This is a genomic window from Pseudoxanthomonas sp. LjRoot125 (assembly GCF_964252705.1).
In the GTDB taxonomy this organism is placed as follows: Bacteria; Pseudomonadota; Gammaproteobacteria; order Xanthomonadales; family Xanthomonadaceae; genus Pseudoxanthomonas_A.
Map to the genome: position 1 here is coordinate 604045 of NZ_CAXUOY020000001.1, position 20456 is coordinate 624500.

Annotated in this window: 19 protein-coding genes; 4 read left to right on the forward strand and 15 right to left on the reverse strand. The window is 67.6% G+C overall.

Going from position 1 to position 20456, the window contains the following annotated elements:
- The first annotated feature begins 16 nt into the window (after positions 1 to 16).
- Positions 17 to 1105, forward strand: coding sequence for an IS110 family transposase (locus tag ACSION_RS02640; protein ID WP_213605433.1), 1089 nt, complete (start codon positions 17 to 19; stop codon positions 1103 to 1105).
- Between the two features lie 349 nt (positions 1106 to 1454).
- Here ACSION_RS02640 and ACSION_RS02645 read toward each other — a convergent pair whose 3' ends face one another.
- From ACSION_RS02645 to ACSION_RS02695, 11 genes are all read right to left on the reverse strand, one after another.
- Entirely contained in the window at positions 1455 to 1757 is a 303-nt protein-coding gene (locus ACSION_RS02645; RefSeq protein ID WP_435304720.1) for a hypothetical protein, read from the reverse strand.
- 554 nt (positions 1758 to 2311) lie between these two features.
- Positions 2312 to 5812: a hybrid sensor histidine kinase/response regulator gene (locus ACSION_RS02650; protein ID WP_435304721.1), complete on the reverse strand. Its 3501-nt coding sequence runs from the start codon at positions 5810 to 5812 to the stop codon at positions 2312 to 2314.
- A gap of 53 nt (positions 5813 to 5865) precedes the next feature.
- Complete coding sequence (locus ACSION_RS02655) at positions 5866 to 7266, reverse strand: FAD/NAD(P)-binding protein (RefSeq protein ID WP_435304722.1); 1401 nt, start codon at positions 7264 to 7266, stop codon at positions 5866 to 5868.
- A gap of 44 nt (positions 7267 to 7310) precedes the next feature.
- Positions 7311 to 8720: a cardiolipin synthase gene (gene cls, locus ACSION_RS02660; RefSeq protein WP_435304723.1), complete on the reverse strand. Its 1410-nt coding sequence runs from the start codon at positions 8718 to 8720 to the stop codon at positions 7311 to 7313.
- Between the two features lie 112 nt (positions 8721 to 8832).
- Positions 8833 to 8997, reverse strand: a complete 165-nt coding sequence (gene rpmG / locus ACSION_RS02665; protein ID WP_027070918.1) for a 50S ribosomal protein L33 — start codon at positions 8995 to 8997, stop codon at positions 8833 to 8835.
- Positions 8998 to 9010: 13 nt separating this feature from the next.
- Positions 9011 to 9247, reverse strand: a complete 237-nt coding sequence (rpmB, locus tag ACSION_RS02670; RefSeq protein ID WP_093489741.1) for a 50S ribosomal protein L28 — start codon at positions 9245 to 9247, stop codon at positions 9011 to 9013.
- Between the two features lie 330 nt (positions 9248 to 9577).
- On the reverse strand, positions 9578 to 11350 hold the full coding sequence (locus ACSION_RS02675; protein WP_435304724.1) for a DUF885 domain-containing protein: 1773 nt from the start codon (positions 11348 to 11350) through the stop codon (positions 9578 to 9580).
- A 67-nt stretch (positions 11351 to 11417) separates the two neighbouring features.
- Positions 11418 to 12314: a ParB/RepB/Spo0J family partition protein gene (locus ACSION_RS02680; RefSeq protein WP_435304725.1), complete on the reverse strand. Its 897-nt coding sequence runs from the start codon at positions 12312 to 12314 to the stop codon at positions 11418 to 11420.
- Entirely contained in the window at positions 12314 to 13111 is a 798-nt protein-coding gene (locus ACSION_RS02685; RefSeq protein WP_435304726.1) for a ParA family protein, read from the reverse strand. Before ACSION_RS02685 ends, ACSION_RS02680 begins: the two co-directional genes overlap by 1 nt.
- Before the next feature lie 186 nt (positions 13112 to 13297).
- Positions 13298 to 13954, reverse strand: coding sequence for a 16S rRNA (guanine(527)-N(7))-methyltransferase RsmG (gene rsmG / locus ACSION_RS02690; protein WP_435304727.1), 657 nt, complete (start codon positions 13952 to 13954; stop codon positions 13298 to 13300).
- 7 nt (positions 13955 to 13961) lie between these two features.
- On the reverse strand, positions 13962 to 14579 hold the full coding sequence (locus ACSION_RS02695; protein WP_435304728.1) for a 4'-phosphopantetheinyl transferase family protein: 618 nt from the start codon (positions 14577 to 14579) through the stop codon (positions 13962 to 13964).
- Between the two features lie 173 nt (positions 14580 to 14752).
- Between ACSION_RS02695 and ACSION_RS02700 the strand changes: the two genes are divergently transcribed.
- The gene (locus tag ACSION_RS02700) at positions 14753 to 15010 is read left to right on the forward strand and encodes a GlsB/YeaQ/YmgE family stress response membrane protein (protein WP_056881586.1); all 258 of its coding nucleotides are present in this window, start codon (positions 14753 to 14755) and stop codon (positions 15008 to 15010) included.
- Between the two features lie 96 nt (positions 15011 to 15106).
- On the opposite strand, the gene xth is transcribed toward ACSION_RS02700, so the two are convergent.
- From xth to ACSION_RS02715, 3 genes are all read right to left on the reverse strand, one after another.
- Positions 15107 to 15877, reverse strand: coding sequence for an exodeoxyribonuclease III (gene xth / locus ACSION_RS02705; protein ID WP_435304729.1), 771 nt, complete (start codon positions 15875 to 15877; stop codon positions 15107 to 15109).
- 28 nt (positions 15878 to 15905) lie between these two features.
- Positions 15906 to 17465 carry an MFS transporter gene (locus tag ACSION_RS02710; protein ID WP_435304730.1) on the reverse strand — a complete coding sequence of 520 codons (1560 nt, stop codon included), beginning with the start codon at positions 17463 to 17465 and terminating at the stop codon, positions 15906 to 15908.
- Positions 17466 to 17563: 98 nt separating this feature from the next.
- Complete coding sequence (locus tag ACSION_RS02715; RefSeq protein WP_435306646.1) at positions 17564 to 18952, reverse strand: coniferyl aldehyde dehydrogenase; 1389 nt, start codon at positions 18950 to 18952, stop codon at positions 17564 to 17566.
- Between the two features lie 184 nt (positions 18953 to 19136).
- Here ACSION_RS02715 and ACSION_RS02720 point away from each other — a divergent pair, with 184 nt between their 5' ends.
- Both ACSION_RS02720 and ACSION_RS02725 read left to right on the forward strand, forming a co-directional pair.
- Complete coding sequence (locus ACSION_RS02720) at positions 19137 to 19697, forward strand: gamma carbonic anhydrase family protein (protein ID WP_435304731.1); 561 nt, start codon at positions 19137 to 19139, stop codon at positions 19695 to 19697.
- Between the two features lie 37 nt (positions 19698 to 19734).
- Positions 19735 to 20112, forward strand: a complete 378-nt coding sequence (locus ACSION_RS02725; protein WP_435304732.1) for a VOC family protein — start codon at positions 19735 to 19737, stop codon at positions 20110 to 20112.
- Positions 20113 to 20122: 10 nt separating this feature from the next.
- On the opposite strand, the gene ACSION_RS02730 is transcribed toward ACSION_RS02725, so the two are convergent.
- Complete coding sequence (locus ACSION_RS02730; RefSeq protein WP_435304733.1) at positions 20123 to 20389, reverse strand: YkgJ family cysteine cluster protein; 267 nt, start codon at positions 20387 to 20389, stop codon at positions 20123 to 20125.
- Between the last annotated feature and the right edge of the window lie 67 nt (positions 20390 to 20456).

Here is a 20456-nt window from a genome sequence, read left to right on the forward strand (position 1 = left end):
AGAGGAGAAGTCTCCCGTGGCCACTATAACCATTGGCATTGACCTGGCAAAACTGGTGTTCTCGGCCTGCGAGCTGGATGCCGCTGGACACGTCCGGCAGCGACGCGACCTGCGACGCGACGCCCTAGGGTCATGGTTAGCGCAGTTGCCCGCGGGTACCGTCGTGGCCATGGAAGCCTGTAGCGGCGCGCACCATTGGGCGCGGTATTGCCTGAGCCTGGGGCTCGTCCCCAAGCTGATCGCTGCACAGTTCGTGACCCCGTTTCGCAAGAGCCGAACAGCCAAGAACGACCGGAACGACGCCGAAGCCATAGCGACCGCCGCCCGGCAAGGCAACATGCGCTTCGTGCCAGTGAAATCCATCGACCAGCAGGCGCGGCTGGCGGTGCATCGGGTGCGGGAAGGCTACAAGGTCGAGGCCTTGGCCACCAGCAATAGACTGCGTGGCCTGCTGGCCGAGTTCGGTGTGGTCGTGGCCCGACAGGATCAGGCGCTGCGGCACGCCGTGGGTGATCTGGCGATCCGCGATCAACTACCGGGTGCGCTACTGCACCTGATCGACGACCTCGCACTGCATTGGAAGACAGTGATTGAGCGCATTGTGGCGTGCGATGCAGCCATCGCGTCGACGGCTTCGAAAGACATCCGGTGCGTTCGTGCGCGCCAGGTCATCGGTGTTGGTGCGCTGACCGCCGACGCCCTGGTGGCGACGGTGGGCGATGCGCGCGAGTTCAAGAACGGTCGCCAGATGGCGGCGTGGTTGGGACTGGCGCCGACACAGCATTCCAGCGGTGGAAAATCGCGACTGGGTACGATCAGCTGTCGAGGCGATAGCTATCTTCGAACCTTGTTGATCCAGGGCGCCCGCAGCAGCCTGCAGCGCGCCAAGGCGGTCGCCATCGAGAAGGCCACGCCAGAACAGCTGTGGATCCGCGATCTGGTCGCGCGATTGCCGTTTGGCAAAGTGCTGGTCGCCATCGCCAACAAACACGCACGCCAGCTGTGGGCGATGCTGGCACGCGAGGAGGACTACGACGCACACGCGTGGCTGAAGCACCCGATGGTGCAGCGACCGCGAAGCACACGGCCGTTCCAAACGGCCTGATTCACAACAGCTTTCACCGCCCGAGCGAGCACGGTAGACAACGGGTCAGACCCACCTGGAGAGAGCCTGACTAACTGTTCGGCGCCACCGCATGCCAAAGCTGATCCCTGGGGCATGGGCGAAACCGATGAATGAAAGAGGCCTCCGGGCGCGGTTTTTACCCTGGTCCGGGCGAGTACCAAAACGCCCAACAAGACCGATTACGGAAATGCAGTCTGGCAACCGTTGAATCCGAATCGCACTGGCAGCACCGCAGCATCAAACGACAACCTGAGAACAGCAACGGCCTTCAAGCTACAGGCAAGAGCGTCATGTACCCGGGCTTGACGGGAAGCTCCTTACGGAACTGTTAGGCAGCATGAACCGCTGCCTCCGAGATGTCGGTCTGGATATCGGCAGGCACGTTGACCCAGCGGGTGCTGGAACCCAACACAAGCGTTACCCCTTGCGCAGATGCGACCGATTGGATTATTTGAAACCAACGGCCGTAGCTCCATTCTCGCGGAATCGGGGAGCCGAGTGTCCGGGTGGCTGAGTCCCATGACACCTCCATTGCCTCGCGGTACGCGAACGGGAACTCGTGGGTTGCTGGCGCAACAAGCAAGCGCCCCTCTTGATCGATCTCAACAACGGCAACCTGATCTATGTCCATGCTGCCTAACGCCTGAATTAAGCCGACCCGCGAAGCGGGTTCGGCTTGAATGAATTGTTAGGCGTGCGGCTAGTCACCCTGGAACCACACATAGGTATGAGACTTGGACGCCCCCTCTACTAGCGAAAGTACCGTCTGAAGATGGCTTTGCCAACGGGGATTGCCAATGGCTGGAAGCAGGCTGCGAATCTCCGATGCCAGCACCGGAATCTGGAGTTGGTTGAAGCAGGCATCCCCCGCTGGATCTATGAACCGCACGCAAGCGCTGCCGGTTTGCCGAAACAGGAGGCTGCTCATTTGAGCAAGTGCATCCGAGTCCTCAACGGTCGCGAGGATATCGCCGCGCTCATCCTTCCAGTAGACGTTTATCCCCATCGCACACCTAACGCCTAGTAGACCCCAAAAGCGGGGAATAACGCAGAGTATTCAGCCGCATGCTCTGGCTCGTCAACGGAGGATATTCCGCACTATCAACCGGTTGGCCGTGATGTCCCCTCTGAAAGAGCATGGTCTGGCCACGGTATATCCGCCAATGACGCGGTGCTAACGGTTTATCACCCCGCTGCCGGGGCGGTATCGGCGTCCTGGTCGGGAGCGGGGTGAGGGGGTGCAACGTGATGGGCTGCCAGGAACGCACGAAGTGACGCCGGCTTCACCGGTTTGGTCAGCAACCGATAGCCGCGCTCGCGGGCTTCGCGCTTCAGCTCGTCGCGGCCGTCGGCGGTGAGCAGGGCGCCGGCGATGGGGCCCGGGCTGGCGGCGCGCAGGGCGTCGAGCGTGGCCAGGCCATCGAGGCGATCGTGCAGGTGGTAGTCGACCAGCATCACGGCGGGATGTTCGGCGATCTTCTCCAGCGCTTCGTCCACGGTGGTGGCCGAGATCACCTCCACTTGCCAGCGGCCCAGCAGCGCACGCATGCCATCGATGATCTCGCGGTCGTTGTCCACGCAAAGCACGCGAAGGCCCGCCAGCGAATCACTTGCCAGGGCCGCGCGGCGTGAAGACGTGCGGCGCTCGCTGACCTGGGTGCCGCGGGGCACGACGATCGAGAACATGCTGCCGCGGTCCACCTTGCTGCGCGCATCCAGCTCGTGCTGCAGCAGGCGCGAGATGCGCTGGCAGATCGACAGGCCCAGGCCGAGGCCGCGTTCACCCCAGTCGAACGGCTGCTGGTAGCGGTGGAACTCGTCGTAAATCTGGCGCATGTGGTTGTCGGGAATGCCCGGCCCGGTATCCCACACCTGTAGCACGACCTGTTCGCCGCGTGCGCGCATGCCGATCACGATGCGACCTTCGCGTGTATAGCGCAGCGCGTTGGCCAGGAAGTTCTGCAGCACCCGGCGCAGCAGGCGGCGGTCGCTACGCACCGGGATGGCGCGCGCGTGAACGCGCAACTTCAAGCCACGGCCGGCGGCGACGGGTGCGTACTGCGCGGCCAGTTCGCGCAGGAGCTCGCCCGCATCGAAATCGGTGATCTGCGTCTGCAGGCCGCCGGCGTCCAGGCGCGAGACGTCCAGCAGGCCGTCGAGCAATTCTTCCGCCGCGCGCAGCGACGCATCCACGCGTTCGGCGAGGTGTTGTCGCTCCTGTGCCTGTGCATCGGCGCCTTGCTCGCTGTCGCGCAAGGCGCTGACGAAAAGTCGTGCCGCGTTGAGCGGCTGCAGCACGTCATGGCTGATCGCGGCCAGGAAACGCGTGCGTGACTGCTGCGCGTGTTCGGCGGCCTGGCTGCGTTCGGCGACGCGCTGCTCCAGCGTCTCGTTGGTTTCAAGCAGCAGCGATTCGGCGAGCTTGAAATCGGTGATGTCGTTGTAGCTGGTCACGTAGCCGCCACCGGGCAGCGGCTGGCCGCGCATCTCGATCACCTGGCCGTCGGCACGTACGCGTTCGAAGATGTGGGGAGAACCCGCGCGCATGTAGCGGATGCGCTTGTTGATCTGCGCATCGATGTCGCCTTCGCCCAACTCGCCGCGCTCGGCGTTGTAGCGGATCAGGTCCGCCACCGGCCGGCCCACGTACAGCATGCCCTCCGGATAACCGAACATCTGCTGGTAACGCCGGTTCCATGCGACCAGGCGCATCTCCGGGTCCACCACGCTGACGCCGGCGCTGATGTTCTCCAGCGTGGTGGAGAGGATCTCGCGGTTGAAGCGCAGTTCCTGCCCGGCCTGGTCGAGCACCGCCACCACTTCGCCTAACTCCATGCCCGAGCCACGCAGCACGCTGGTCAGCACGATGCGGGCCGAAGCGGCACCGATGGCTGCGGCAAGCAGGCGCTCGGTGAACTGCACCCAGGCGCGGTCGGCGGGTGCGTTCGGTTGCAGCTCGCGCTCCAGCAATTGCGCCTGTTCGGCAAAGGCGCGACGGGCATGGCGTTCGCCGACGACGCGTTCGGCCAGCGTGCGAAGGTCGCCCACGCGCACACTGCCGGGCCATTCACCCGCGACCAGCGCAGGACGCTGCGCGTACGGATCGAGGAAAGGCGCGGCGCGCAGGCGTTCATCGACGCCGGGGCGCGAGCGCGCGGACACGATCATCATCGCGCCGGTGTTGACCAGCAGCGACCAGAACGTGCCGTGTGTCAGCGTGTCCCAGCCGCTCAGGCCGAATAGCTGCTGTGGCCGCAGCCACGTGATGCCGAACGGCCCGCTGTGCAGCCAGTGCATGTCGAACCAGCCGGCCTGCGTCATCGTCGGCAGCAGCAGCGTGTAGATCCATGTGGCGAAGCCGAGCACCATGCCGACCTCCACGCCGCGCCGGCTGGCGCCGCGCCAGTACAGGCCGCCGATCAGGCCCGGCGCGAATTGCGCGACGGCCGCGAAGGCCATCAGGCCGTAGGAGGCCAGGGTGCTGTCGTTGCTGCTGCTGCGGTAGTAGGTGTAGGCCGTCAGTGCCAGCAACAGGATCGCCACGCGGCGGATCCACAACACACGCGAGGCGACGTCGGCTTCCGCATGGTGCTCGGCCCAGCCGCGGCGCAGCAGCACCGGCATGATCAGATCGTTGCTGACCATCGTGGCCAGCGCGATGCTCGCCACGATGACCATGCCGGTCGCCGCCGAGAAGCCGCCCACGTAGGCGACGATGGCGAGCGCTGTGCGGCCTTCGGCGAGCGGTAGCGCCAGCACATAGCTGTCGTCGGCCACGCTGCTGCCACCGAACAACGCCACGCCGGCGGCCGCCACCGGCACCACCATCAGCGAAAACAGCGCCAGGTAGCCACCGAACAGCCAGCGCGCCTTGCGGATATCGCCCACGTCGCTGCATTCCACCACCGCGACGTGGAACTGGCGCGGCAGGCAGACGATGGCGAGGAAGCCGAGCAAGGTCTGCGCAATGAAGCCCACCGGTGGCGCGTTCTCGAACAGCGTGCGTGCCGAGTCCGTCACCCGGATCTCATTGCCATCCAGCCACAGGTAGGCGAATACACCGACGGCGATCATCGCCACCAGCTTGACCACCGACTCCAGCGAGATCGCCAGCATCATGCCGTGATGGTGTTCGGTGGCATCGACCTGGCGGGTGCCGAACAGCGCGGCGAACAGCGCCATCAGCAAGGCGACGTACAGCGCCGGATCGGTGAAGAAGCCGTGCGCGCTGTCGCCGCCTTCACCGCTGAGCACACTCAGGCTCATCGCCACGGCCTTGTACTGCAGGGCGAGGTAAGGCACCACGCCGATCAGCGCAATCACCGTGACCAAGGCGGCCAGTCGCCGCGAGCGGCCATAACGCGAGGAAATGAAGTCGGCGATCGAGACGGTATTCTCGCTGCGCGCGATCAGCGCCAGCCGCTCGATGATGCGCCAGCCGAACAGCAGCAACAGGACCGGGCCGAGGTAGATCGGCAGATAGCCCAGGCCGTTGCGGACCGCGCTGCCGACTGCGCCGTAGAACGTCCACGACGAGCAGTACACGGCGAGCGCCAGGCTGTAGACCACCGGGCGCAGCCACGGGCGGTCGGGGTACATCGGGCGGCGGTCGCCCCACCACGCCACGCCGAACAGCAGCGCGGCGTAGCCGATCGACACCAACAGCAGGATCCAGCTGGAAACCAACGCCCTCTCCCCCGGCGCTCACGCCGTCGCCGAGTGTACTGCGTGGCGTGCGCTCAGGTGGCGTCCGGTCCGAGCAGCCCGCGCACCGCGGTTTCGGCCTGGCCGCGCAATTCGGGGATGGCGATGCTCTCCCACACGCAGCCGATGCGCAGGCTGCCGAGGATGAACACCCGTGGCTGCGATGCGCCCTGTGCATCGACCATCCGGCCGTCGCGCGCGGCCTTCAGGCCGATGCCATGCGGTCCGGCTTGCGCATGGCCCTTGCCGAGCAGGTCGTGTAGCAACGGGCTGCGCATGGTCTGCGCGCGCATTTCCACGCCGGTGGCGTTGACCACATAGTCGACGTCGAACTCGTCGATACGGCCGTCGCGTGCGTGCGTACTGACGCGCAAACGAGGTCCTTCGGCCATCACCGTATCCAGCCGACCGCGATGAAGGCGCAGCTGGCCGCGTTCGACCAGCGCCTGCAGACGGGCATGCACCTCGGGCGCGATGCGGTGGCGATGCACGTCCCACTGGCGCACCACGTGGCGCAGGAAACGGCGCTGGTCTGGCACCGAAAGCGATTGCCACAACGCCTGGACGTGCGGGCGGATGCGCTCCATTGCCGATTGCCAGGGCAAACCGTCGGCCACCGCCTGCTTGGCCGCGTTGCGCAGGAAGCGCATGCGCGCGCGCAGATCCATCGCCTGCAGCGGTGCGGGGTCGTAGGTGGCGGCCGGTCCGTGGCAATGCGGCAGCGGCAGCAGGGCGTGCCGCGAGAGCACATGGATCGCGCCCCCGTGGCCGTTGTCGGCCAGGCTGAGCACCGTATCGACCATGCTCAGGCCGGAGCCGACGATGCACAGGTCGGCGTCGGTCGGGATCGCCTTGATCGCATCGAAATCCCATGCGGCCAACGAACGGCCTGCAGGCAACTGCGGCGCGCCCCGCGCCGGCAGCGGCTTGGGCGTATTGCCTACCGCCAGCACGACGCCCTTCGCACGCAAGGCGCCGTGCGTTTCGAGGCGCAGCGTCGCGTCATCGACCTCGGGGTCGAGTTCGGTGACGCGGTCGTGCACCACGTGCAGCGCCGCCGGGCTTGCCGCGATGGCTTCGCCCAACCGGACGCGCAGGTAGTCGCCGTAGCGCCGACGCTCGATGAATGCATGCGCCAGCGTGTCGCGATCAGGGCCGCCGGGCGGCGTGGTGGCCACGACGTAGTCGAGGAAGTCCGCGGGCCGGTCGTCGAACGCGCTCATCCGTGCCGCCGGCACGTTCAACACGTGCTCGCCATGCGTCGTCGCATAGGCCACGCCCTGCGCGAGCGTGCCGCGAGGCTCGATCATCACGATGCGCAGTGGCGTCGTGGCCTGGCGCAAGGCCTGCATCGCGACCAGCACGCCGCCGGCGCCGCCGCCGATGATCGCAAGGTCGCAGGGCGGCAGCGGGGCGGTCGGGGTGTCTTCGCTCATGCGCCCATTGTAGCGAATGGCCCGCGTCGTCCCGGTCCGGATGGCTACATCAGCGAGTCCGCCAGTCGCGCGATGCCTTCGCGGCTGCGCTGCCAGCCTGGCCGCCGCTGCCATGCATCGGCCTCCACGACATCGGCGTGCGCCAGGTAGTCGGCTTCGATGGCACGGATGCGGGCCACCACACCGGCGTCGTAGCAGACCAGCCCGATCTCCGCATTCAGCGCGAACGAACGGATGTCCAGGTTGATCGAGCCGACCAGGGCGATGTCGTCGTCCACGGTCAGGTGCTTGGCGTGCAGAAAGTGCGGGCGATACAGCGCGATCTTCACCCCGCAGGCGAGCAGCTCCGCATAGTAGGACTGCTGCGCCCATGCTGTCAGCGGCTGGTTGTTGGTGGCCGACAGCACCAGCTGCACGTCCACGCCCGACAGCGCTGCGATGCGCAGCGCGCTGAGCGTGGCATCGTCCGGTACGAAATAGGGCGTGGTCAGCACCACCTTGTGGCGTGCCAGGTGGATCAGCGCGTTGACGGTGTCGCGCGCGTTCTCGAACGGATACGCAGGCCCGCTGGGCAGCAGTTGCGCGGGAACATCCTGCGGCTGCACCGACAGGTCCGGCTGCACCTCCAACCGCTCGCCGGTCTCGATGTACCAGTCGCTGGCGAACACGCCTTCAAGATGCGACACCACCGGCCCCTGCACGCGCGCGACGAGTTCGCGATTCGGGTGGCCGGGGACGAACGTCGCATCCGCGAGGTTCTGCGACCCGACGTAGCCGATGCCGTTGTCGATCACCGCGATCTTGCGGTGGTTGCGCAGGTCCATGCGGCCGCTGCGCCGCCAGCGCAGGCCACCGGGGAGCATGTCGTGCACGATGACACCCGCGGTGCGCAGTCGCGAGCGATACGCGCGGAGACCGCGCTTGGCGCCGACGGCATCCAGCAGCACGCGACAGGTGATGCCGCGCGCGGCGGCGGCGCACAGGGCGGAGGTCACCGCTTCGCCGACGGTGTCGTCGAACATCAGGTAGTACAGCAGATGGACCTGCTGCTTCGCGGCGCCGATGTCGTCGAGCAGCGCGCGCAGCGACGCCTCGTAGTCGTCCAGCAGCGCCACCGCATTGCCATGGGTCGGCATGAATGCGCCCTGGCGCTCGATCAGCGGCGCCATTTCGGCCGCGACACCGTCGTGCGGCGTCCAGCGCAGCGCGCTGAGCGGGCGCTGTTCTTCGCGGATGACGTCGGTCGCGCGCGCTTGGCGGGCGACGCGTTCGCGCGATAGCCAGGGGTGTCCCAGCAGCAGGTACAACGGCAGGCCGAGCAGCGGCACGAACCCGACCAGCAGCAGCCAGCTGCGCGCGGCGGCCGGGGTGGTCCGGCTGGGGATCCACCACAGCGCCGCCAGCCGGATCAGCCAGTCGATGATCAGCAGGGCGGTGCCGAAGGACCACTCCATGCGGCGCTACCGTCGGAAGGGGATGTGCCGATTCTGCGCAGGCACGCGAGCAAAAGAAAACCCGCCTTGCGGCGGGTCTTCGGGAAGCGTGGGCCGGGCTTTCGCCCCAGGCTCACTTGATCTTGCCTTCCTTGTAGATCACGTGCTTGCGCACGACCGGGTCGTACTTCTTGATTTCCATCTTGCCCGGGGTGTTCTTCTTGTTCTTGTCCGTCGTGTAGAAGTGGCCGGTGTTGGCCGAGGAGATCAGACGGATCTTGTCGCGCTTGGATGCCATGTGTAGTTACTCCTCAGACCTTTTCGCCGCGGGCGCGCAGCTCGGCCAGAACGGAGTCGATGCCGTTCTTGTCGATGGTGCGCAGGGCGTGCGCGGACACTTTCAGCTTGACCCAGCGGTTTTCGCTGGCGACCCAGAAGCGGCGCTCGTGCAGGTTGGGCAGGAAACGACGACGGGTCTTGTTGTTGGCGTGCGAGACGTTGTTACCGGTCTGCACACGCTTGCCGGTGACTTGGCATACGCGGGACATACGCACCTCGATAGGTAATTGTGTCGCCCATAGCCCGGGAGACGGCGGCCCGGCGGACGGCCTGCAGGGCAGGTCGGACACCACGCGATACGGTCGAAAATCGCTGCAGACACAAGCCGGAATCGCATTTCCGGCCGCAGATCCGGCAGTACCGGACGCAGCGAGCCGCGCATTATGCCGAAGTTTCCCTTGTGCCGCAACCATTTAGAGCGGGCGGCACCGTTGGCCGAAGCCCGCCTGCCAAGCGTAGGTCGGGCCTCGGCCCGACATCGCGGCGTCTCGGCGGCTGGAAGGCCGGATGGCGAGGTGGGCCGGGGCCCACCCTACGGGTTATGGTGCGGCGGCGGCCGGTTTGACGGGCCCCGCCTTGCTGGCGGCGATGAAGGCCCGGATCTGGCTCTCGAGCACCGGCAGGGTTACCGAACCCTGCTTCAGCACGGCGTCGTGGAAGGCCTTGATGTCGAATTTCGGGCCCAGCTCCCGCTCCGCCTCGCCGCGCAGGCGGACGATGGCGATCTCGCCCAGCTTGTAGCTCAGCGCCTGGGCCGGCCAGGAGATGTAGCGGTCCACCTCGGTGGTGACCTCGTGCTCGGACAGGGCGGTGTGGTCGCGCAGGTAGGCCAGGGCCTGGTCGCGGCTCCAGCCCTTGTGGTGCACGCCGGTGTCGATCACCAGGCGGGTGGCGCGCCACATCTCGTAGGTCAGGCGGCCGAAGTCCTCATAGGGCGTCTCGTAGATGCCCATCTCCTTGCCCAGCTTCTCGGTGTACAGCGCCCAGCCCTCGCCGTAGGCGGAGATGTAGTTGTCGCGGCGGAAGGCGGGCTGCTCGCCCTGCTCCTGCGCCAGCGCGGCCTGCAGCGAGTGGCCGGGCGAGGATTCGTGCAGGGTCAGCGCCGGCAGGTTGTACAGCGGGCGCGACGGCAGGTTGTAGGTGTTGAGCCAGTACGTGCCCAGTCCGCCGCGGCCGGCGGTCCAGAACGGCGCGATGTCGGCGGGGACCTCGACGATGGTGAAGCGCCCGCGTGGCAGCGTGCCGATGACCTTGCCGACCTCGCCATCGACGCGCTTGGAGATCCACGCCGCGCGGTCGAGCAGTTGCTGCGGCGTCTTCGCATAGAACTGCGGATCGGTGCGCAGGAAGGTCAGGAATTCGGCAAACGTTCCCTTGAAGCCGGTCTGCTGGATCACTTCCTGCATCTCGGCCTGGATGCGCGCGACTTCCTTCAGGCCGATCGCGTGGATCTGTTCGGCGGTCAGGTCCAGTGTGGTGTATTCGCGAATCTGCTGCGCGTAGAAATCCTTGCCGCCCGGCATCGCTTCCGCCGCCAGCGTGGTGCGTGCTTTCGGGACGTATTCGGTACGGAAGAACGCCAGCAGCGTGCCGAACGCGGGCACGACCTGTTCGCTGATCGCCGCGCGCACTTCCTTGCGCAACGCTTCCTGCTCGGCCGCAGGAATGCTGGCCGGCATCTTCTTGTAAGGCGCGTAGAAGGTGGACTGTTCGGGGTCGCGTTGTTCGGCGACCGCGGCGATCGACACGTCGCGCCCATCCAGCACTGCGCGCGGCACGGTGAAGCCGCGCGCGAGGCCGGCACGCATGTTGGCGATGTGCTGGTCGAAGTAGCGCGGCACATCGCGTAGCCGCGCGGCATAGGCGCGGTAGTCGTCGGCGGTCTTCATCTGCCGGCGCGCCATGAAGGACAGGTTCGACCAGAACGACGAATCGGAATTGAACGGCATCTCGTACGCACGCAGGCGCACTTCGGCTGCCAGGTTCTCCACCTGCGGGCGGTAGATCGCCAGGTTGATGCGGTTCTCGGCCGACAGCTGCGCGGCGTCGATGCCATCGAGGTCCTTCAGGACCTGCTCCCATACCTTGAGGCGCGCCTGGTGTGCGGCAGCACCGACATCGGGCAGGCGGGTGTTGTCGCCGCTGGTGTCGGTGTCTTCGTCGGCCTGGCCGGTCTGTTCCTGCCGCCACTTCCATTCCTTCTCATAGAGCGCCTGGAAGCGCTGGTCGGCATCGGAAGGGGCGAAGGCGAGCGCCTGCAGGGGCGCGAAGGCCAGCAGGAGGGCGGCGGTGCGGAGGTTCAAGGCGGGCATCCGGCTGAAGCAGAAACCGGATGGTAAAGCAGTGGTGCGCCCAGCGCTTTCCTATGAAAGCCTGCGATCAGGCGCGGGCGCGCAACCGCTCCAGCACGCCGTCCAGCGTGTCCAGATCGGTGTACTGGATGACCAGCTTGCCCTTGCCGCCACGCCCATGGGCGATGGTGACGCGGGTGCCCAGGCTCTCGGAGAGTTCGGTTTCCAGCGAGGCGATGTCGGGCTGCGGCGCCGCCTTGGCGGGCTTGGCCTTCTTGCCGTTGACCGGCACCTTGCCCGCGGCGAACTGCTGCGCGCGGTGTTCGACCTCGCGCACCGACCAGCCCTGTTCGGCGGCATCGGAGGCGAGCTTGCTGGCCAGGTCTGGCGAGAGCGTCAGCAGGGCGCGGGCGTGGCCCATTTCCAAGCGACGGGCTTCGAGCAGGGCGCGAATGGCCGGCGGCAGTTCCAGCAGGCGCAGCAGGTTGGAGACCGCGGCGCGCGAACGGCCCACCGCTTCGGCGGCCTCGGCGTGGGTCAGCGAGAATTCGTTGATCAGGCGCTGCAGCGACTGCGCCTCTTCCAGCGGATTGAGGTCTTCGCGCTGGATGTTCTCGATCAGCGCCATCGCGATGACGGTGCGGTCGTCGAGTTCGCGCACCACCACCGGCACTTCGGCCAGCCCGGCTTCCTGCGACGCGCGCCAGCGGCGTTCGCCGGCGACGATCTCGAACTTGCCCGCCGACAGCTCGCGCACGACGATCGGCTGGATGACGCCCTGCGCCTTGATCGATTCGGCCAGCTCGCTGAGCTTGGACGGATCCATCGCCATGCGCGGCTGGTACTTGCCCGGTTGCAGCTGCTGCACGGGCAGCGTGCGCAATGCTTCGCCCGGCTGCGCTTCCGGCGGTGGCGTCTCGGCGGCTTTCGGGCCGAGCAGGGCTTCCAGTCCGCGACCCAGGCCGCGCTTCTTCGGGGCGCTCATCACGCGTGCTCCATGTGCTGCTGTTGCTTCTTGCGGTCGGCCTGGCGGCGCAGGATCTCGCCGGCCAGGCCCAGGTAGGCCACGCCACCGCGCGAGGTGCGGTCGTAGCCGACGATGCTCTGGCCGTGGCTCGGCGCTTCGGCCACGCGCACGTTGCGGGGCACGATGGTGCGGAACACCTTGTCGCCGAAATGCGTGGTCAGCTCGCCGGACACGGCGTTGGCCAGGTTGTTGCGGATGTCGAACATCGTGCGCAGCACGCCTTCGATCTCCAGGCCCGGGTTCAGGCGCGTGCGCAGCGCGTCGATCGTCTCCATCAGCGCGGACAGACCTTCCAACGCGTAGTACTCGCACTGCATCGGCACCAGCACCGAGTCGGCGGCGGTCAGCGCATTGAGCGTGAGCAGCGACAAGGCGGGCGGGCAGTCGACGATGATGAAGTCGTAATCGCCGCGCAGGCTTTCCAGCGCACTCTTCAGGCGCTGCTCGCGGCCATCCGAGTCCATCAGTTGGATCTCGGCGGCCGTCAGGTCGATGTTGCCCGGCATCAGGTCGAAACCTTCTGCCGTGGTGACCACGGCGGCCTTCGCCTCCACCTCGCCCAACAGCACGTCGCAGGTCGAGGCTTCGACCTCGCGCTTGTCCACGCCGCTGCCCATCGTCGCGTTGCCCTGCGCATCCAGATCGACCAGCAGCACCCGTTGCGGCGCGCGTGCGAGCGCGGCGGCCAGGTTCACGGCGGTGGTCGTCTTGCCGACTCCGCCTTTCTGGTTGGCAATGGCAATGATGCGGGCCATGCGAGGGCGCCTTATCGATTACGGGGTGAGTAGGGGATTATGGGGGGTCGGGAGCGGGCGTGCGAAATCATCTCAACGGGCATACCGGCCGCAGCCGGTCATCCGCCTGCATCCCCGCGTCGCGGTGACGTGAGGCGCTCAGTCATATCAAGGGGTTACATGGCGAGCACCGACGCGGTGCGCGGTTCAGTCGCGGCGGACGACGACCATGTGGCGTTCGCCGACCAGGCCGGGGACGGTCAGGGGCTCGATGGTCGCCACGGACCAGCCGGTCGGTAGGGCCGCGATCTCGTCGTCGGGGCGCAGGCCCTTCATCGCCAGCAGCGCCCCACCGGGTTTCAGCAGATGGCCACCGACCTCGATGATGCCCGCCAGCACGTCCAACGCGCGCGCGGTGAGCGCATCGTAGGTCTGAGGTTCGTCGAGTGCTTCGGCACGCGATTCGGCCACGCGTGCGTTGTCGAGTTTCAGTGTGCGCACGGCTTCGCGCAGGAAGCGCGCCTTCTTGCCGTTGCTCTCCACCAGCGTCACGCGCAGTCCGGGCTTGGCGATGGCGAGCGGGATGCCCGGCAGGCCGGGACCGGTGCCAAGGTCGGCGAGCGCACCACCGTTCGCCGCCAGCGCGTCCACGAACGGATGCATCGCCAGTGAATCCAGCAGGTGACGGGTGACCATTTCGCGCGGGTCGCGGATCGCCGTGAGGTTGTAGGTCTTGTTCCAGCGGTCGAGCAGGGCCAGGTAGGCCAGCAGGCGCGGCGCCAGCGCATCGGCGTCGAGGCCGAGCGCGACAAGGCCGCGGTGCAAGGTGTTGCGCAGGTCGGCGGGAAAGGCGGTGTCGTTCATCGTCGCATTATCGCAGGCCTTCGCGCCGGCCCCGCGGATGCCACGCGAGCGCGGCGCGGTAGTCCGGCCGCGGTGCCCATTCGTGCAGGTGCCAGTCGTCGGCCCGTCCCAGGCTGGGGTCGCAGGCGGCAAGGCGCGGTCCATCCCCGCCCAGCACGACATGGAAACGGTGCAGCCCGAAGGAAATGCCCTGGCCATGCGCCTTCAGCACGGCCTCCTTGGTGCACCACAGGCGGACGAAGGCGAGCAGGCGCGCGTCGTCGTCGTCGAAGCCGCGGAGCCAGGTGGTCTCTTCGGGATGGTAGAAGCGCTCTGCCAGGTCCATCGCACGTGGTCGCGGGCGCAGGCGTTCGATATCGACGCCCAACTCGATGTCTTCGCCCAGCGCCAGCAGCAGCGCCTCGCCACTGTGGCTCCAGCCCGTTTCCAGATGGTGCAGCGGTGCGATGAAGTGCGGCCTTCCCTGCGCGTCGCGGGTGATCGGCAACGTTTCGGGAGCGAGGCCGAGCGTGCGCGCCAGTGATTCGCGTGCCTGTGGTTCGCCACGTTGCCGCGGCGCATGCGGCAACAGCCACATCGCGATACCGTCGTGGCGCCAATCGGCGGGTGCTTCGCGCCAGTTCATGCGTGCGCACGCCGCGCGTGGTGCGACACAGCGTGCAATCCCGGCGCAACAGCGGTATCCAGCAGCGGCAAGGACGCGTCCCCCATGTGAGTTAACGGTGGTTTCACGCCGGACCGTAAAGATGCAAGCGTGCCCCGCAGCGTGGGGTTCTGTCCATCAAGGGAGGAAGCGGCATGAATTTTCTGATCTATCTGATTGTCGGCGGCGTCGCCGGTTGGCTGGCCAGTATCGTGATGAAGCGTGATGGCTCGCAGGGGATCATCCTGAACATCGTCGTCGGCATCATCGGGGGCTTCCTCGGCGGCTGGTTGCTGCCGACGCTGGGCCTGGGTCTTGGCGGCGGCTGGGTCGGCTTCCTGATCACCGCCTTCATCGGCGCCGTGGTCCTGCTGCTGATCGTCAACCTGCTCAGCCGGGGTCGCGCCCGATAGCGGTTCCGCTGCGGCCGCGTGCGCGTTCGAGACGCACCCAAGGCCCGTGGCAAGAAGAAGGCCCGGCATCCGCCGGGCCTTCTTCATTTCCGTCGTTCAACCGCCCAGCCGTACCCACGCCGGTGCGTGGTCGCTCGGGCGCTCCCAGGTACGCGGCTCGCGGTCGATGCCGGATTCCACCGCATGCCCGCGCAGCGCGTCGGAGACCAGGGTCAGGTCGATACGCAGGCCGAGGTTGCGGCGCAGCCCACCCATCCGGTAGTCCCACCAGCTGTAGACGTTGGCCTCTTCGCTGTGCAGGCGGAAGGCATCGTGCAGGCCCAGCGCGTACAGCCGCTGCAGCGCATCGCGCTCGGCGGTGGAGGTGAGGATGTGGCCGTCGTTCCAGACTTTCGGATCGAACACGTCGCGGTCGTCCGGCGCGATGTTGAAGTCGCCCATCACCACCAGCTTCGGATGCGCCTGCAGTTCGGCGGCCAGCCAGTCGTGCACCGCATCCAGCCAGCGCAACTTGTAGGCGTACTTGTCGGTGCCCACGTCCTGGCCGTTGACCACATACAGGTTGACGATGCGCACGTCGCCGACGGTCGCGGCGATCACGCGTTTCTGTTCGTCGTCGAAACCGGGAATGCCCACCTGCACGTCGCCGACGGCTTCGCGCGACAGCAGCGCTACGCCGTTGTAGGTCTTCTGCCCGGCGAACACGCTGCGGTAGCCCAGCTCGGCGAGCGCGGTGTCGGGGAAGCGGTGGTCTTCCAGTTTGGTTTCCTGCAACCCGACGATGTCGGGCGCGAACGCGCCCAGCCATTGGGTGAGGTGCGGCAGGCGCACGTTGAGCGAATTGACGTTCCAGCTGGCGATCTTCATGGCGGCGATTCTATGCCAGACCAGGCGATCAGGCGCCCGGGGCTTCGTCGGCGACGACGGCCCCGTGCGCTTCGCCCTCGCCATCGCGCATCAGGCGTGCGGCCATCCAGGCGGCCAGCAACATCATCGCCATGCCGAACAGGGCGATCGCGCGCATCGCGCCGGTGAACGCGGTGCGTGCGGTATCGACGACGGCTGCGCCGGCCGATCCGCCCAGTTCGCTGCCGACGGCAACGGCGCCACCGAGCGTGGACAGTGCACGGGTCGCGTCGGTATCGACTAGCGAGGCGGGGAGGGCGGGATCCAGCCATAGCCGGTAGGCGAGCATGCCGGCACTGCCCAGCAGGGCGATGCCCAGCGCGCCACTCAGTTCGGCACTGGTCTCGGCCAGCGCCGACGCGGCGCCCGCGCGTTCCGGCGGCGCGGTGGTGATGATCAGTTCGTTGCCGACGGTGAACACCGGCGCCATGCCCAGGCTCATCGCCAGCATGCCGGCGATCAGGATCCACAACCCGTACGGCGGAACCACCAAGGCCGTGATGCCGAAGCCGACCGCTGCGAGCAGCAGGCCGCGCACCATCACCCGGCGCGCCCCCCAGTGGCGTGCGAGCCGTGGCGCCAGCAGCGAGCCCACGGTGAAGCACAGCGACCACGGCACGGTCGCGACGCCGGCCTGCAGCGGCGTCAGCCCGAGCACCAGCTGCAGGTACTGGGTCATGAAGATGTACACGCCCATCATCGACAGGCCGGCGAGCGCATACGCCACGATGGCCGCCGAGAACGCGGGCCGCCGGAACAGCGTCACGTCGAGGAACGGATACGCCAGATGCTTCTGCCGACGGACGAACAGCACGCCGAGGGCGAGGCCGACCAGCAACACGGCGAATCCGCGCGGATCGATGCCGAACTCCGCGATGCGCTTCAGCCCGTAGACGACGGCCAGCACCGAGAACAGCGACTGCACCATGCTGAGCGGATCGAGCTCGCCGGCGTCCGGGTCGCGGTACTCGGGCAGCAGCTTCGGCCCCAGCAGCAACAGCAGCACCATCACCGGCACCGCGGCGAGGAACGCCGCGCCCCACCACCACCATTGCAGCAACAGGCCGCCGACCAGCGGACCGATCGCACCGCCGACCGAGAACGCCGCGATCCACACGCCGATGGCGAACTGGCGCTCGTGTTCGTCATGGAACATGTTGCGGATCAGCGACATCGTCGAGGGCGCCAGCGTGGCGCCCGCCACGCCGAGCAACGCGCGCATCGCGATCAGCATCTCCGCGCTGCGCGAGAACGCGGCGATCACCGAGGCCGCCGCGAACGCCGCCGCGCCGATCAGCAGCAGCTTGCGCCGGCCGATCCGGTCGCCCAGCGTGCCCATCGTGATCAGGAAGCCGGCGACCAGGAAGCCGTACACGTCGACGATCCACAGCAGCTGGCTGGCGGTGGGGTCCAGCTCGGCGCTGATGGCCGGCAGTGCGAGGTTCAGCACGGTCAGGTCCATCGCATAGACCATGCAGGGCAGGGCGATGATGGCCAACCCGATCCATTCGCGGCGGGTGGCTTTGGCAGGCGGGTTCAGGGTCGACATGGCGGTCCGTCAGGGGGGCGTCTTCCCGTCCGACGAACGGGAAAGGCGATTCTCGACGAAGCCGCGGACAGGCGTCGCCCGCGATGTCCGCGTTGGGCTCAGCGGATGATGAAGTCGATGAACCGGGCGACCTTCGAGTAGGGCGGCTTCAACAGGTCGCTGCCCGCGCGCCGCGGCTGCCACAACACCGGCAGCGCCTTGCTCATCGCATCGAAGCCCGCACGTCCGTGGTACGCGCCCATCCCGCTGGGCCCGACGCCGCCGAACGGCAATGCGTTGATGCCGAAATGCAGCACGGTGTCGTTCACGGTCACGCCGCCGGCGAGCGTGTTCTGCAGGATCTTCTCGACCCGGTCGCGATCGTGGCTGAAGGGATACAGCGCCAGCGGGCGGTCATGCGCGTTGATGTAGGCCAGCGCCTCGTCCAGCGAGCCGACGGTGCGGATCGGCAGGATCGGGCCGAAAATCTCGTCCTGCATCACCTTTGCGTCATCGCCCGGTTCGAGCACCACGGCGGGCGCGAACAAACGCTGGGCACGGTCGTGTGCGGCGGCGAGCGGGATCACTTCGAGCCCGCGCTGGCGTGCGTCGTCCAGGTAGCCGTCGAGGCGCACGAACTGGCCGTCGTTGATGATGCGGGTGTAGTCGCCGGCATCGGACAGGTCGCCGTAGCGTGCGGCGACCTGCTCGCGCAGCGCCTGCACCAGCGCATCGCGCCGGCTGCGGCCCACCAGCAGCACGTAGTCGGGTGCGATGCAGGTCTGTCCGCCATTGAACCACTTGCCGGTCGCCAGGCGCGCCGCGGCCTGTTCCACCGGATAGTCGTCGCAGACGATGGCGGGCGACTTGCCGCCGAGTTCCAGCGTCAGCGGGGTCAGGTTCGGCGCGGCCGCCGCCATCACCTTGCGGCCCACGGCGGTGGAGCCGGTGAACACCAGGTGGTCGAACGGCAGGGCCGCGAACGCGGCGGCCACGTCGGCGCCGCCGGCCGCGACGGTGACGCGTTCCAGCGGAAAGACTTCCGCCAGCAGCGAGCGCAGGAACTCGGTCGTGCGCGGCGTGTGTTCGGACGGCTTCAGGTAGACGTGGTTGCCGGCGGCGATGGCCGTCGCGAGCGGGATCAGGGCGAGATTGACCGGGTAGTTCCACGGCGAGATCACGCCGACCACGCCGACCGGCGCCTGCCGCACCTCCGCGCGCGCAGGCCAGAAACGCCAGCCCACGCCGACGCGCTTGGGCTTCATCCACCGGCGGAGATGCGACGCCAGGTGGTCGATCTCGTTGAGCACCGTCATGCCATCGGCGATCAACGATTCATGCCGCGAGCGGTGGCCGAAATCGGCGGCGACCGTGTCCGCCATTTCCGGCAGGCGACGCTTCAGTGCATCGCGCAACCGCCGCAGATCGTCGCGGCGCTGCGCGTAGTCCGGCTTGCGGGCCTGCCAGGCCTGGCGCAGGCGTTCCAGTGTTGGCGCCAGGTCGGCCATCTGCGTATCGCGCGGGGCGTGGCCGCTGGGCGCCGCCGCGGCGGGCCCGCTTCCCGCCGTGGCAGCCGTGATCGCGGCGTTGGCGGCGGTGATGGCCGCGTTCGCGGCGGTGGTGGCATGCGGAAAGGTCGTCATCGCCCGAGTGTATGCCTTCCCCTGCGAGCGGGCGCACTACAATCCCGGCATGACCGACACTCTGACCGCCCTGCGCCCCTATCTTGGCCGCTTTCCCGTCCTGGGCCCGCGGGTCTATGTCGATCCGGCCGCCACCGTGATCGGCGACGTGGAACTGGCCGAGGACGCGTCGGTCTGGCCGGGCAGCATCCTGCGCGGCGACGTCAACTTCATCCGCGTCGGTGCGCGCACCAACGTGCAGGACGGCACCATCGTCCACGTCAGCCACCACAGCCCGTACAACAAGGCGGGCTACCCCACGCTGATCGGCGCCGACGTCACCATCGGCCACGGCACCATCATCCACGCCTGCACCATCGAGGACCTGTGCCTGATCGGCATGGGCGCCTGCATCCTCGATGGCGCCACGGTGAAGAAATACGGCTTCCTCGGTGCGGGCGCGGTGCTCGGCCCGGGCAAGGTGGTGGGCGAAGCCGAGCTGTGGCTGGGCAATCCGGCCCGCTTCGCCCGCATGCTGACCGAGAAGGAAATCGAGAGCCTGCATTATTCCGCGGGCCACTACGTGCGGTTGAAGGACCACTACCTGCAGCCGACACCGCCAACGGCATGATGGTCGCGGCGCATTCCGCGCCGCCTGGGAGATCCGCATGGCCTGGAAACCGCACGGCTACACCTCTGCCGCCCCCTATCTCGTCGTGGACGGCGCGCAGCGCACGATCGATTTTCTCGTCGCAGTCTTCGGCGCCGAGCCGCTGCGCATGCATCCGATGGGCGATCGCCTCGGGCATGCGGAAGTCCGCATCGACGACACCGTGCTGATGCTCGCCGACGGCATGGAAGGGTGGCCGGCCATCGCCAGCCACGTGCATGACTACGTGCCGGATGTCGACGCCACCTGGGCGCGCGCGCTGGCGGCGGGCGCCGAGCCGGTGCAGGCGCCGGAAGAGAAGGGCGACGGCGACCGCCGGGGCGGTTTCCGCGATGCGGGCGGCACTACGTGGTGGATCTCGACGCAGGTGGTTTGAAGGAAACGGCTCAGGGCGCGGTCGCGCGCTCGAGTGCCGCCAGCAGCGCCATCGCCTCCTGCAGGCTGGCACCGCACATGTCTGGGCCGGGCTTCAGCGTGCCGCAGAAGGCCGGCCTTTCCGGTCGCCCGAACAGGCGGCAGCGCAGCGCTTCATCCAACTGCACGCAGGGAACACCGGCCGGCTTGCCGTGCGGCATGCCGGGGATCGGCGAGGTGATCGACGGCGCGGTGCAACAGGCCGCGCACCCCGACCGGCAGGAGAAGACCGTGTCCACGGGTGCGGAGTGTAGTGCGGCTGGGCAAGCGTGGCGTGTCCGGCTAAAGTCGGGCATGGGGAAGGCG